At 39.0% G+C, this 13283-nt stretch carries 17 protein-coding genes and 2 pseudogenes; 14 read left to right on the top strand and 5 right to left on the bottom strand.

Annotation, left to right across the window (positions count from 1 at the left end):
- Window positions 1-22 precede the first annotated feature (22 nt).
- A complete protein-coding gene (locus tag ACKKE8_RS19025; RefSeq protein ID WP_409174428.1) occupies window positions 23-169 on the top strand; it encodes a hypothetical protein in 147 nt (48 codons plus the stop codon).
- A 481-nt stretch (window positions 170-650) separates the two neighbouring features.
- On the opposite strand, the gene ACKKE8_RS19020 is transcribed toward ACKKE8_RS19025, so the two are convergent.
- Window positions 651-959: a hypothetical protein gene (locus tag ACKKE8_RS19020; RefSeq protein ID WP_409174427.1), complete on the bottom strand. Its 309-nt coding sequence runs from the start codon at window positions 957-959 to the stop codon at window positions 651-653.
- Window positions 960-1298: 339 nt separating this feature from the next.
- Between ACKKE8_RS19020 and ACKKE8_RS19015 the strand changes: the two are divergent.
- From ACKKE8_RS19015 to ACKKE8_RS18970, 10 genes and pseudogenes are all read left to right on the top strand, one after another.
- Window positions 1299-1958: pseudogene (locus ACKKE8_RS19015) on the top strand (magnesium chelatase domain-containing protein); the annotation flags it as partial.
- Between the two features lie 430 nt (window positions 1959-2388).
- Window positions 2389-2658, top strand: coding sequence for a hypothetical protein (locus tag ACKKE8_RS19010; protein ID WP_409174426.1), 270 nt, complete (start codon window positions 2389-2391; stop codon window positions 2656-2658).
- A gap of 37 nt (window positions 2659-2695) precedes the next feature.
- Window positions 2696-3040: a hypothetical protein gene (locus ACKKE8_RS19005; protein ID WP_409174425.1), complete on the top strand. Its 345-nt coding sequence runs from the start codon at window positions 2696-2698 to the stop codon at window positions 3038-3040.
- 244 nt (window positions 3041-3284) lie between these two features.
- The gene (locus ACKKE8_RS19000; protein WP_409174424.1) at window positions 3285-3851 is read left to right on the top strand and encodes a hypothetical protein; all 567 of its coding nucleotides are present in this window, start codon (window positions 3285-3287) and stop codon (window positions 3849-3851) included.
- Between the two features lie 360 nt (window positions 3852-4211).
- Window positions 4212-4826, top strand: coding sequence for a hypothetical protein (locus ACKKE8_RS18995; protein WP_409174423.1), 615 nt, complete (start codon window positions 4212-4214; stop codon window positions 4824-4826).
- A 64-nt stretch (window positions 4827-4890) separates the two neighbouring features.
- Window positions 4891-5436 carry a hypothetical protein gene (locus tag ACKKE8_RS18990; RefSeq protein WP_409174422.1) on the top strand — a complete coding sequence of 182 codons (546 nt, stop codon included), beginning with the start codon at window positions 4891-4893 and terminating at the stop codon, window positions 5434-5436.
- Between the two features lie 193 nt (window positions 5437-5629).
- Entirely contained in the window at window positions 5630-6064 is a 435-nt protein-coding gene (locus ACKKE8_RS18985) for a hypothetical protein (RefSeq protein WP_409174421.1), read from the top strand.
- Window positions 6065-6095: 31 nt separating this feature from the next.
- Window positions 6096-6320: a hypothetical protein gene (locus tag ACKKE8_RS18980; protein ID WP_409174420.1), complete on the top strand. Its 225-nt coding sequence runs from the start codon at window positions 6096-6098 to the stop codon at window positions 6318-6320.
- Window positions 6321-6363: 43 nt separating this feature from the next.
- Window positions 6364-6702, top strand: coding sequence for a hypothetical protein (locus ACKKE8_RS18975; protein WP_409174419.1), 339 nt, complete (start codon window positions 6364-6366; stop codon window positions 6700-6702).
- A gap of 43 nt (window positions 6703-6745) precedes the next feature.
- Complete coding sequence (locus ACKKE8_RS18970) at window positions 6746-7240, top strand: hypothetical protein (RefSeq protein WP_409174418.1); 495 nt, start codon at window positions 6746-6748, stop codon at window positions 7238-7240.
- Between the two features lie 206 nt (window positions 7241-7446).
- Here the strand turns inward: ACKKE8_RS18970 and ACKKE8_RS18965 are convergent, their stop codons facing one another.
- On the bottom strand, window positions 7447-7563 hold the full coding sequence (locus ACKKE8_RS18965; RefSeq protein WP_409174417.1) for a DUF5412 family protein: 117 nt from the start codon (window positions 7561-7563) through the stop codon (window positions 7447-7449).
- A gap of 34 nt (window positions 7564-7597) precedes the next feature.
- Here ACKKE8_RS18965 and ACKKE8_RS18960 point away from each other — a divergent pair, with 34 nt between their 5' ends.
- Window positions 7598-7924, top strand: a complete 327-nt coding sequence (locus ACKKE8_RS18960; RefSeq protein WP_409174416.1) for a hypothetical protein — start codon at window positions 7598-7600, stop codon at window positions 7922-7924.
- 258 nt (window positions 7925-8182) lie between these two features.
- Here ACKKE8_RS18960 and ACKKE8_RS18955 read toward each other — a convergent pair whose 3' ends face one another.
- Complete coding sequence (locus ACKKE8_RS18955) at window positions 8183-8329, bottom strand: hypothetical protein (RefSeq protein ID WP_409174415.1); 147 nt, start codon at window positions 8327-8329, stop codon at window positions 8183-8185.
- Between the two features lie 332 nt (window positions 8330-8661).
- Between ACKKE8_RS18955 and ACKKE8_RS18950 the strand changes: the two genes are divergently transcribed.
- Complete coding sequence (locus ACKKE8_RS18950; protein WP_409174414.1) at window positions 8662-9453, top strand: barstar family protein; 792 nt, start codon at window positions 8662-8664, stop codon at window positions 9451-9453.
- A gap of 34 nt (window positions 9454-9487) precedes the next feature.
- On the opposite strand, the gene ACKKE8_RS18945 is transcribed toward ACKKE8_RS18950, so the two are convergent.
- The gene (locus ACKKE8_RS18945; RefSeq protein ID WP_409179161.1) at window positions 9488-9850 is read right to left on the bottom strand and encodes a helix-turn-helix domain-containing protein; all 363 of its coding nucleotides are present in this window, start codon (window positions 9848-9850) and stop codon (window positions 9488-9490) included.
- A 738-nt stretch (window positions 9851-10588) separates the two neighbouring features.
- Here ACKKE8_RS18945 and ACKKE8_RS18940 point away from each other — a divergent pair.
- A pseudogene (locus tag ACKKE8_RS18940) lies at window positions 10589-11656 on the top strand (YifB family Mg chelatase-like AAA ATPase); the annotation flags it as partial.
- Here the strand turns inward: ACKKE8_RS18940 and ACKKE8_RS18935 are convergent.
- Window positions 11604-13244, bottom strand: coding sequence for a recombinase family protein (locus tag ACKKE8_RS18935; RefSeq protein WP_409174413.1), 1641 nt, complete (start codon window positions 13242-13244; stop codon window positions 11604-11606). The pseudogene ACKKE8_RS18940 and the gene ACKKE8_RS18935 sit on opposite strands and share 53 nt — an antisense overlap.
- Window positions 13245-13283: the final 39 nt, after the last annotated feature.

Below are 13283 nucleotides of genomic sequence, written 5' to 3'. Positions count from 1 at the left end.
ATCGTAAGGAGGTAAAAGCGGCATGGAATTGTTGTTTGCTTTTCTACTGTTGGCAGGACTTTTTGCAATTTACGACGCGATTCGGAAGCTGAACCAGAACATCGTAACGCAAGTGGATCAAAACCAACGAATCATTGAACTACTGAATGAATTGAAGAGAAAGCAGTGAGGGTAAGGGTGACCGAGCACAAGTGCGCAGCTGCCACGACAACGCATTCATGAAGTGATGGTGAGCAATTTTTTTATGTATTCCGCATGATGATTACCAGAATGGTAGTAAACTTCTCTAGCGACTTTACGTAAAACGGCTACATATTTTGGAATCAGGACTGAGATGACAGCATCCGAATTGTATTTGTCTTGTTCGTAGTCGATCAGGGGAAAATCACTAATCAGGAGAAAACTGTAATTACATCCATCTGGCACGGTGTCGTCCCATTCTTGAAGATTTTCAGAAAAATACGGCCAAGATATATTGATTTGAATGTGGTCTCGATCCTAAGTCCAGGATCAGCGATTATCGTTTTCCTCCTCATATTCAAATGGTTTCAATAATAAAACACGTTCTAAATCGTTGGATAAAGTGATAAGGTCCAGGTTGCTGTAAAAGGAAATGCGTTCAAAAATTCTCAAGCCAGTCACCTCCGTTTTTACGCTTTTTCATAAAGATAAAGAATACCGTCGTCGATCGACCAACTACGTAATGAATGCCCCCAATCGCTTGTTTGCGAAGGTAAGTATTTTTCGAGGTCATTTACGATTTTTTCCCAATTTTGATCACTATCAGTAATCTCGATGAACTCACCGTATACTAAGTCAAAAACGAGGTACCCCATTTCGTACTCAATGCAATCGATCTTATAGTAAGAGACACTGTATACTTCGTCCCAGTCGATATGAACAGGTTCAGCATGTTCGTAGTGGATAGAAATTTGATGGCGATCAACCGCGAAAATCAAATAGAACCAACTCCTTACCTATTTATTTGCAGTATACCTGTTGGTGAGAAAGATTTCCATAAATGTATGGTGGAGTGGTAGATGTTTGGGGAGAGTGTAGAGGTCAAGTTTGAGAAAGAGTTAGATTTAGAGTAATTAGAATTAATAGTAATCACGGGAGAATTCTTTAACGATGTAGTCTGTTTTCAATAAAAGCATTTTACTGTTCTATACCCAATACAAATGAAGTCCAGAACAAAAGACTTTTAACAAATTTGTATAAACGCTTAGACAAAACCTCCAATTTACTTGCCCACCCCCTCTATCTTTTCCTACCCTATAACCAGAGGGGGAGAGTACATGTACGCATGCAGTTATTCAGGCACGGTGCTCGGCATAGATGGAATGGTTGTCACTGTAGAAACAGACATTGCCAATGGCTTGCCTCAATTCGATTTGGTCGGATTGGGCGGTTCAGCAGTAAAAGAAGCGAGAGATCGTGTTCGTGCTGCCTTGCGCAACGCAGGATACGACTACCCAATGCAGCGGATCACCGTTAACCTGGCACCAGCAGACCAGTGCAAGGAAGGCTCAGGCTTCGACCTCGCTATTGCCTTTGGAATTTTACTAGCCTCGAAGCAAATGATCCCTAGACCGGAGAGAATCCTCGTTCTAGGAGAGTTGGCATTAGACGGTTCTCTTCGTCCTGTAACGGGTGTACTCCCTATCTTGCTAGAAGCCAAAAATGCAGGATTTACCCACGTGATTCTCCCCGAACAAAATGCAGCGGAAGCACAGCTCGTCGACATTACCGTATTGCCAGCGTGCAATCTGGAAGAGGCTGTGAACTACTGGAAAGAAGGACTTCATGGTAAAAACTCCGACCTGATTTTTCACGAAAGACAAACAGGCAAAACCAATGCAAACCAGCTGCCTCCAGACTTTGCCAATGTTTACGGACAGCACTTTGTAAAACGTGGTTTGGAGATCGCTGCAGCTGGATTTCATAATGTGATCGTTAACTGAAACATTACCATGTATAAAACCAATACAAAAGGACATTAGTTAAAACAATGCTAGTGTCTTTTTGTATTGGTTATAACCCTCGACAATTCCTTATACACGTTCAATCCCTCATTACCTATAACAACCCTACCCATTACGCAACACGTCCCATATACGTCTAACAGATAGTCTTAGCACTACGTCGAAGGTAGCAGAAATATTTGGTATAATTGGCATATGAATATAAATTCGCTTTCATCAAGAAGGTGGATCATTAATGTTTTTTGCTCAGAATAAAATTATGCTGGTGCTAGTGGCAATTATAAATGCTCAATATACAAACAAAAGATTGTCAAATGTAAAGAAGGGTCATAAAAGAATTGAACTGGAAATGAAAGTGTAGAAATAAAAGTCTAATTTTATGAGAAATGAGGGGCTTATACATATGGCTGAGTACCGTATTTATGCTGGACTGGGAGGAAGTTTCGGGGGTGCTAAATTCATTGACACTTTAGAATTTGAGAATGAAGATGAGGCTGCTGACTATGCCTTTGACACGGCTTGTGAAGAATTTGAGAGATGTGCTGGGCTTTACGGACTAGCGTCATACAAACAAATAAAAGAAGAGAATCCAGACTTAGATGATGACGACCTTGATGAGATATACAATCAAGAACGTGAACGTTGGCTTTCTTATAAAGTGGAGAGAGTTTAGTTAAAATCAATATTTCATTGAGAAAAGAGGCACCAGTATGAGAGATCTAATTACAACAACTTACACGAAAGAAATGATTGTATTAAACCTGCTTAACACAATCGAGAAATTGGGTGACATAAGCAATGGTGACATGGTTAAAATTGCGGAAGATTATAATGTTGACATTAAACGGATAAAAGACGTTGACATGGATCTGCATAGAATAGAAGACGTTCTTTTCAAGACTGTTTTGAATTTAATGGGGATAACAGGAATGAACCTAAGTGCAGCAGTTGTTGAGGAGATTTGGCACAGATTTATTTGCATAAGCTCTCAAAACATGAAGAGCATCGATGTTTATAATTATCTATATTCGGTTGCTAATGGCGAAACGGAATAAAAGGAGAAATTGAATGAATTTATCCTCATTACTAAACAGCCCATTATTTTGGGTAATCATTCTTGGATTGCTGATAGGATTGTTTATTAATAATAGCGCACCTGGCAATAAACAGAAAAAGCAAAAAGGATTTAAAGTGTACTACGCTAAAACGAGACAAGAAAGAAGGCACATCAGAGAAAATACAAGAATCTAATAAAAGATGGTTTTGATCAAAAGTACTTAATAGCAAAGGATTGATACAATGGCAAGAAGTCAACTTTTAAAAGATATTGTAAGCGGAACAGTAAGTTTGGAAAGTGTTTTTTTAAGATTAAAGGTCATAATGTCAGATTTTGAAAACGAGCATATAACGAACTGGGTAAATGGTGAATTACAGGGATACAGGGAGTCAAATGAGGTTCCTCATTACCGAGCATTTAAGGGAACTGCAATAGGAACTTTTATAGTTAATAATCGAGTCCAATATACTAATGCCCCAGTTCCTTTGGAGTCCTTACTTGATACTAAGGATGTTGAAGAAATAATCTCATTAAGAGTACACGATAGTATTGCGACTGTTCAATCAATGCTAAATGGAGACAATCGAGAAAAATATGGAAAAGTAGTTCCGACCTCATTCTGTCATTCAATATCAACGTATGAGCTACAAATTGCAGGGATCGTAGTCAAACTTTCTTCGACTCATCTAGAAGGAATTGTTTCTGCTGTAAAATCTAAATTAGTAGAAGTTATTATGGAACTAGAAAAGCAATTTAATAATCTGGATAGTTTAGATATAAAATCACAAGTAGGACGAAAATTCTACTAAGAAGGAACAGGTTGTATTTAACATAGAACAAATAATTTATGAGGGGTCTATAGAAATAGGAGATAAGAACAAGATAGGAAAATCCAGATTCGGTTGGATGGGTGGTAGGAAAGAATGAGTATTAAAATAGGAGACAACAACAAGATTAAAAACTCATCTATAGGTAACCAGTACAATTTTAACAATGGAGAAAAAAAGAAATCCTTTACTGAAAGACATCCGATCATCGTTTCGTTTGTGGTTTCTCTCGTAGCTGGATTTATATTACTCCTGTCATTTTGGAAGGACGTAATAAATTGGGTAGAAGGGATGTTTCGTTAAATTCGATAAAATGAAGATTTTAATTAGGGAGAGTGTTGCATGCATTACCCTTTAGTTGTTGCAGTTATAAAAGAGCCTTATTATCAGATACCTGATTGGTTGAATACAGATGTGGCTTATACTGAATATGTCAAGTTAACAGGTCAAACTACTAGTGATGAAGTTGATTTGTTTATTGCGATGCTTTTGGGATACAACAATATAGACATTAAGGGTACATCTCATGAAGTGTTAAAACGATTATTTGATGAATCGGATGTAGTAATTGGAGGAGGAATCTATTTCGAAAGCAATGATAGAATAATTCCTCCGAGTTGTTGTTCTGGTCTAGAAGCTTGGAGAGATGTGCTAGATAGTGTTATTAACAGGATAAGCCCTTGGATGGGGCATAATCCAACACCAAGAATGGAATTCGCTGATAATATAGTGCGTGTTTGGTCGGATGATTCTAATGAAGAAGATGTAGACAAGAATGAACTGTACTATATTGATTTTGATTATGTGGAGTTTATTGCAAAGCTAGAAATGGTTGAATCGGACTTAATGGAATTTGCAAGAGTGCCTCTCTTCAATAGATTTTTAGAGTTTGACCTTGAGTTAGCCAATGATGTGGTGAAAAGGTTTGAAAGTTGGTTTATCTTCAAAGGTGACTAAGAGGGGCAGTAAAGAAGTGAATAAAACGGTGATTTGATCAACATGACACCTGACCGGAGAGAGGATGATTTCATTGCCAATTAGTTGGGATTGGGATGGGGTGGAGCCTCGCACAAAGCCAATTGAGAAAAGTGAACCATTATTTAAAGAAGGTCAGAAGGTGTTCACTAAAGGCGGTCTTGAGGCAACTATTGATAAGCAATACAGTAAGTATTCAGAGTTTATATACACTATTTCTTATGTTAAAAATGGTAGAAAATACGCAACGAATATAAAAGAGACTAGCTTAGGCTTAATGCCATTCGAACCAGAGCCAGAAAAGCCTAAAAAGGATTATGTAGCAATTAGGCAGCGAGTTATTCAGAAGGCTGAAGAACAAAAGAAACGCGCTGACCTAATTGGAAGACTTGCAGAAGTGAAGGATTCCGGTTCTGAATACTACAAACAGTGGGGATACATTTTCCATCGAGAAGATACTGGTTATAGTATTGAGTTTATTTCAGTCAGTGGAGCTGGCGTATTCACTAGAGAACAACTCATGTTTCCTCACTACAGAAGAAAGAAAAAGACAAAAGAAATCTTTCCATCTTGGAAGGTTGAATCCGAATGAAAACAAGATTTAATTAGAAGGGATGAGTGCTGTTCACACTTTCATCCAAGAGGTTAATGGATTCAAAATCAAACATTGGACATTAGGTAATGTTTACTATATCCAAGTAGGCAGCGATTGGATTGTTGAAGATGAAGATCTTTCAAAAGTAATCGAGTTTGCATTGAAAGGGTAATTTGATTAGGGGGCAATTGTGGTTAGAAAAATATTAACTGCACTAGTATCATCCGTAATTTTCTGCCTGTCATTAGCGTTTTTAAACTATACTCCAGAAATTGATCGTGAACCTAATGTACAATACTTTTCTTTTGTCAGTTTGGTGATGATTTATCTGATATATGCCACTCCTGTTTATCTGTTGTTAGGCGTTCCAAGTTCATTAGTAATTGATATTATTAAGAGGAAAATAAAGATCTCAAATTCATTATTTAAGTATGTATTTGAAGTTGTTGTTTACTTGATTTCTGGTATTTTGGCAACATTTATTTTCTTACTTATTCTCTCAGGTGGAAAGATACTTTTAGATCTGACAAATACTAGAGGATTCTTTCAACTTGGGGCTATAGCTTCTTTACTTTATTATCACATTTATATTATGAGCTATCTTGTTAAAAGGCAAGAAGGATAGATAAAACAGCGATTTGATAGGAGGGTGATTAATGAAGAGTAAAACAGCTGGGCTACTCCTATTGGGGTTTACCATGCTTACAACCGTAATTGCTTACGGCTTTGACCAATTGACTAATGCAATTAAAGAGTCTGCTGTTTTTGTAAGAGGTGGAGGCTCAATCGGTACGAGCGAACCAAGTGTGCCTGAATTTACATGGATATTCCTTGGAATAAGCTTGTTTATTAGTTGGTATATGATGAGTATGAAGGATTGAATAGAATATCGTTTTTATTGGAAAATTTGGGGGATGAACCTGTATGAATCAGAAAGTATCAGTAAAATATTTTGATATTCCTGATAAATATGTTGAACTAGACAGCCCAACGGTCTACTCGATTGCTGAGAAAATGGATTTTGTGGAATATTGCAAAGAACATTATAGTCCTAAGAATCTTCGATATTACTTTACGGATAAAAAAGGAAGAAAGGTAAGTCCAAGATGGATTATTACCTATCTGTTTCACACAGGGAGCGATTTACTCAGGCATTTAAATGATGAAACTGAAGTAGAAGTTTACAGTAACACATATAGTGCGATCAACATTTTTAACAAAATAGGTGTCAAAGTGGAGGAAAAGAATAGGTATCTTGATTAAATTGGCATTTCATTGAATTTTAAACGGAAAAGGTTAATAATTCATGGGAACAAGAATTCGTGCAGAAATGTTAATTAAGCGCAGTTATCCTCATCTAAAGTATGTAAGAGTACACACTTACAAGCCCTATCACGTTACAATTTATATCTGGGATGACAATTTAACAATATCTGAAGAAGAAATGAGTGAAGTTGTTAATTTTGCATCGAAAAGCATTATGGTAAGTCTTAGATTCCAAGTAAAACCCTATGATAAATTGAAGGAAGATAAAATACCTGAAGTTGCAGAGTATCACCAGTTGCCTATGGAAATTTTGACTGTAGCTCAGATTGGAAACAATACAGAAGATGGGATCATCAATGCAATAAATACAGTGTTTCGATCCATAAATATGGAGTTTGTTAACTATGAAAGAGATACTGCTATGCTAAACTTTAGAGCCAACAACAGGGTTACTGATGTAGAGAAAGAAATGATACAACAATACTTGTCCGAATTAATTCCATTGGGGACGTATTTCCAAGTTGTTTATATGTGATACTCCATCAAATGGGGACTTCATGAGGATTGCAGTGTGTACTGATAAGAGGGTCAATTCATTTAATGTATACAAAATATTAATGGGTTAAACCTATAACGAGTTTCTATATTTACCATATTATTTATTTTTATTTAATTAATTCAAATATAAGGAGGAATTCCTCCTTATATTTGAATATCCTACTGAGCATGAAATTGCTCTAATTAATCCATTGTTCTCTTGTCATACTTCTCAGATCTAACGTCTAAAACTCTCTCATTGATCTTAATGTGGGTATCGTCAAGCCATTCTACTTTTTCTTCGGAAGGAAAAGTTACCAAGCAAGACTCAAAAACGACTTTATTAGTTGATGTAATGAGAAAAAAAGAACAATTAGATGATTTTGCTAACCAGAAACAGATAACTTTTAATGATCTTCATAAGATTGTAAAAGGAAAGTGGTTACTTTCTGCATTTGTGCAAAGCGTTTATTCTAAAATTCAAGAGTTACATAGTAAATGTTCTCAAAAAGCACTAGATGGCTTAAAAATGTGTCAGTATTGTGAGATCGGAAAAGACACTCAATGCTTATGGAAGATTAAAAGGCACCATAGTCTCCAGATTGCTGAGACTTTAGTATTAGATTACTTAGATGATACAGAACTAGACTATATCTATACAGATCTTCAAACACTCGCTTAAACCAATCTACTAGATTCGTTGAGCCATATAAAATTATTAAAAACGAGACAGGTATCAATTAACTAGTCTCGTTTTTTTGTTGCTCTGCAAGATACCTTAAAGAACGTAAGTAGGTTTATTCATAAATCTTCCCCATGTACAATATGGCCGCGAGTGACTTCCACTGTAAGCGTCCAATAAGACAGTGTATAGAAACTTACCTACATCTGTGGGACAATCTTCTAATTTAAAGTTTTTAAAGTAAAGTTGAGAAACTTTTCAGGATTCCATTGCCTCTAAAAAGGCAGCGAGCGATAGGTTTTCCCATTCTTCGGGGTTAATTTGAAGATCGTGTCTTAAAGCCTTGATAAATTGAATGAGTTCTTTTTTTGAATCAACATTGTTGCATTGCTCGAAAAGGTCCATATTATGATTTCTCCTCCCCTATAAAATCAAAGACACTCAGTGTTTAGTTCATCTCGTTGTGATTTCTGATTCCCCTGCTGGCATGAATCCCTAACTACTGTACATGCTCAAAATGCTCAAAAGCATTTGTAATCGACAGTAGGGGGGATCTCTCTGTCATGAAAAATCTCAACTTCAACTCCAAAGCTAGGAGAGTAGATCCACTGATCACCGTCGATTGCAGTGGTGTTATCAAGCGTTGGAAAGATTCATTATAGTCCGTTGAACACTACTCCTGACTTTTCCAGCATGTTAATATGATACTAACTATCTGGAACTTGGTGGTGAAGAAAATGGAAATTAGATTTGAAGCCAAAGTATGCCACATTGGATTATCTATTGGGTTCTTTTCTAAAGATCATATAATCGCGTGGGCAGATAAAGTAATTGATCTTTTAGAGGTAACAGATATACCTGATATCGTGTTTGACCTTTCAATGGTAAAAAAAGAGGAGGACATTCCTCGCTTACTTATCGAGCTTTGCACTAATTCAGAAGAGGAAAAAGCATTAAAAATAATAGTTGGAATGATTAACCTCAGTTACAAAAACAAACACTATACTCTTTATGAGACATGTGAAATTCTCTATAGGTTATCAAATTACGTTGATTCTGATCATAAATGGAATGGATATCTATATGCGATCACGGGAAACCTTGAGCTTGCCCTGGATGGATATGGGGATGTAGATACTTCAAGGGAAGAAATAGAAGAGTTTTTACTTGAACACGAGAAATATTCCGAATTGTTCGGTCTGAATTCACATCCAAATCAACCAATAATTACAGAGTTTAAGCCGAGGAAGGAGCATATACTTTTAGATGTTTCCCGTGTAGTTGCTCCAGCAGATCTTCATATGATCTTGAAACGTCAACTTGATTTCCCTGATGTGTACGGTATGAATTGGAATGCATTTTGGGACGCAATCACCGGTATGGTAAAGCTACCCATGAAAATAACTATAACTGGATGGGAAGTATTGGAGGAACGGCTTCCGAAAGAAGCAGATTCTTTAAAAAAACTTCTTAAGGACTATTCATTACGTTATACTAACGAAATTTTCACAGTAGAGTATGAACAATAAAACGAGACATCTTCTAATTGAGGATGTCTCGTTTTCATTTCTGTTGCTCCGCAAGATATCTCAAATACCTCACATGTTCTAAGGCCTTCTGCTTGTCTTCCTCGCTCAGCTTTTCTAACTCGTAGAAGAATAAGCTTTCATATTCGGAAAGAGGTTTGTCTTTCTTAGAGGAAGGGGAAGCTGTATCCTCCAAAATTCCGGCTTTCTCCAAAAGCTCCTCATATGTAACGCCCTTTAGATAAGCTGCAAGCACTTTCAAGGTCTCGTGTTTAGTTTTATGGGTACCAGCTTCAATTCTATTAATTGTCGAATGGCTCTCACCTGAAACATCCGCGAGTTCCCGCTGGCTTCTGTATCCACTTTTTTCTTTAATACCAATAAAAAAACGCCGAATTATTGGTGTATCAAGAAGCCAACTATAGAGGGGGGAGCTTCTTGATGTTGACAAACGCTTTTCGCTGGGGAAGGATTTCATCGCCAAAGTGCTGCAGCTTTTCCAAATCGTACATTTGAAGATATCTTTTTTTGGACAAGGTGTCTCATGTGTGTGACAAAGATATATCAGCCCTGAAAGGAGGCCAACAATGATCAAACCACCTAAAGGTATCGAATTCCATCGTGTTCACTCCTGATATGAAACGAATGGTCCAAGCATTGGAGGTTCTATTTAAGTCAAAGCCAGCAGAACCAAAGGAAGCTACTGAGACAGATCAATCAGTAAAGGGAAATAGACTAAAGGAATACTGGCCGACACTCACACAACTGCATAGAGGGCCGAAGAGCGGGAGAGAGCGAAGTTAGGAGCTACGCCTTAATACATTCCACCATTTCACCAGGTAAGGGTGATAACAAGGTCAAGGTGGGGTCACTGTCAAAATGATTTCTTTGGAAAAGCATTCAAGACAGTAAATGACCAATATATAAGGATTATTGTTATGACAAAAATGAAGAGATTCATTTTCGCTACGAAAACATAGAAGTAAGAGTTGAATCGCTGTTCAACTGCTCAAGTCTTACTGTTCTATGAAGTCCGGAATTAAAGAAACAAATGTTTATAAACGCTTAGGCAAAAGCTCCAAATTACTTGCCGACCCCTTCTATCTTTTCCTACCCTATAACCAGAGGGGGAGAGGACATGTACGCATGCAGTTATTCAGGCACGGTGCTGGGCATAGATGGAATGGTTGTCACTGTAGAAACAGACATAGCTAATGGTTTGCCCCAATTCGATTTGGTTGGACTGGGTGGTTCAGCAGTAAAAGAAGCAAGAGATCGTGTTCGTGCTGCCTTGCGCAACGCAGGATACGACTACCCAATGCAGCGGATCACCGTTAACCTGGCACCAGCAGACCAGCGCAAGGAAGGCTCAGGCTTCGACCTCGCAATTGCCTTTGGAATCTTACTAGCCTCGAAGCAAATGCTCCCTAGACCGGAGAGAATCCTCGTACTAGGAGAGTTAGCATTAGACGGTTCTCTTCGTCCTGTAACGGGCGTACTCCCTATCTTGCTAGAAGCCAAAAATGCAGGATTTACCCACGTGATTCTCCCCGAACAAAATGCAGCGGAAGCACGGCTCGTCGATATTACCGTATTGCCTGCGAGCAATCTGGAAGAGGCAGTAAACTACTGGAAAGAAGGACTTCATAGTAAGAACTCAGACTTGATTTTTCCCGAATCTGAGACTGCCAAGACAAATGCGAAGCAGCTGCCTCCTAACTTTGCCAATGTTTACGGACAGCACTTCGTAAAACGTGGCTTGGAGATCGCTGCAGCTGGATTTCATAATGTGATATTGGTGGGGCCACCAGGTTCAGGGAAAACTCTTTTAGCTACTTGCCTGCCCGGTATCATGCCGATCATGACCATTCATGAATCTTACGAAGTGACGAAAATATACAGTATTGCTGGTCAATTGAAGCGGGAGAGTGGGCTTGTCGAGGAAAGACCTTTTCGTGCCCCGCACCATACGATTACCGCTACTGCACTGATTGGCGGTGGTGCGCAAATCCCGCGTCCCGGAGAGTGTAGCTTGTCTCACGGTGGTATCCTTTTTCTTGATGAGATGCCCGAGTTTTCTCGGCATGTATTAGAGGTACTGCGCCAGCCGCTGGAATCAGGGGTTGTTACAATTGGACGATCTAAGCAGGTTTTTACCTTCCCCGCTCGATTTCTTTTAATCGGTTCGTGCAATCCTTGTCCGTGTAGATAATATCCTTGGCAAAACAATACTGAACGGTAACTGAAGCACGAGGGCGTTTTGAACCTTGACTAGGTGTTGTATGTACTTGAATTCGTTCAACGAGGGCTTTCACAATTTCACGCCTCGTTTCGAATGATGGATTGTCATCTAGCTTGTTTCGTAGTGAGGTGAGTAATTGAAAAGCATTCATCATCTTCGTAGAGTAATCGTGGTCAACTTGCAGCGAGCTCTTTATTTCTTTTAAGCGCTGCTCGAGAATCTCTTTCTCGTGATTGATCTTTTGAATCTGTTTTTCTAAATCGGTAAAAGTGATGATGCTTTTACGGAAGAGATCCAGGATACTTTGACGTTCGATGTCTTTATCATCTATGCTCTTTTGGATCAGTGCTGTTTCGGACTCCATATCGACCTTCTCAGTCTGCTTTACTTCCCTTGCTGCTGCAATCTCCTGCAGGGCTTCCCCTGGCTGATTAATAAAGGCCAAGCAATCTCTCCACACAAGGTCCTCGATCCAATCTTGCGGTAAATTCTTCGAGGTACATTTCCCTTGCATCGGGCCCTTATATGCTTGTTTACCGGTACAGACATAGAAACCTTTTAAAGCTCGTTTACTTCCAGGATAATGAATCCCTACATACTTTAATCCGCAGCACTGGCATTTTAGTAGGCTTCGCAGTAAATACTGATTCTTTGTGTTCCGCATAGCTTCAATTTGATTACTTCGAAGGACTTTCTGCGCTTTTTCCCACGTGTCAACATCAACTATTGCTGGAACTTCGCGTTCGATTAGATCGCGTTTTCGCGTACTCCTTTTACCATAAAAGTGGACTCCCTTGTAAGAGGTATTCGTGATAATCCCACGTACTCTTGAAGGGCGCCAGATACCCGCGGTATTCTCTTTACGTTTCCCACGAGCTACTTTCCGATCGTCTCTTGCGTAAGCAGTAGGGACGCCAAGTGCATTCAAATAATCGGATACCTTAATGCAGGAATGCCCTTGGTTAGCTAACATGTGAAAGATCAGCCTGACAACACCTGCCTCTGTCATGTCGGAGTGGGGGAGTAGCTCTTCACATACCTCCAGATAGCCTTCAGCGTCTACCCGATAACCGTAGGGGACAATACCACCAAGCCATTTGCCAGACCGTGCAGCGCGGTTTGCACCGTACCACAGACGTTCCAGGATGGTCTCACGTTCTAGGTCAGCTACACCTGCCAAAATGGTTAGCAGGAAGCGACCAGATGGGTCACCTGTATCAAAGGGCTCCGTCATGGAACGAATCTTCACACCGTCAGTTTCTAGCTCGTGGACGGAATTCAGGATAATTCTTGCGGATCGTCCAAGTCGGTCTAACCGGTAAATGAGAAGGAGATCGATAATTCCATTCTTAGCATCTTGTAACAGTTCACGACCAGCTGGACGTGCTTCTAATGGAACGGTTCCAGTTACACCATCATCCTTGTACCACTTAACAATTTCTAACTGATGGAGATCCGCATACTTACGAGCAAACTCGAGCTGGTTTTCGATTGTACCTCTTTCTGCTTGATCATCTGAACTGACACGTGCATATACGGCGAGCCTAATCAAAAACGTTCACCTCTATTTATATTTTATTGAATAGGAATA

It is taken from the genome of Brevibacillus fortis (assembly GCF_046196545.1).
GTDB lineage: Bacteria > Bacillota > Bacilli > Brevibacillales > Brevibacillaceae > Brevibacillus > Brevibacillus fortis_A.
The sequence above is the reverse complement of the archived record's forward strand: the minus strand, read 5'-3'. Positions and strand labels throughout refer to the sequence as shown.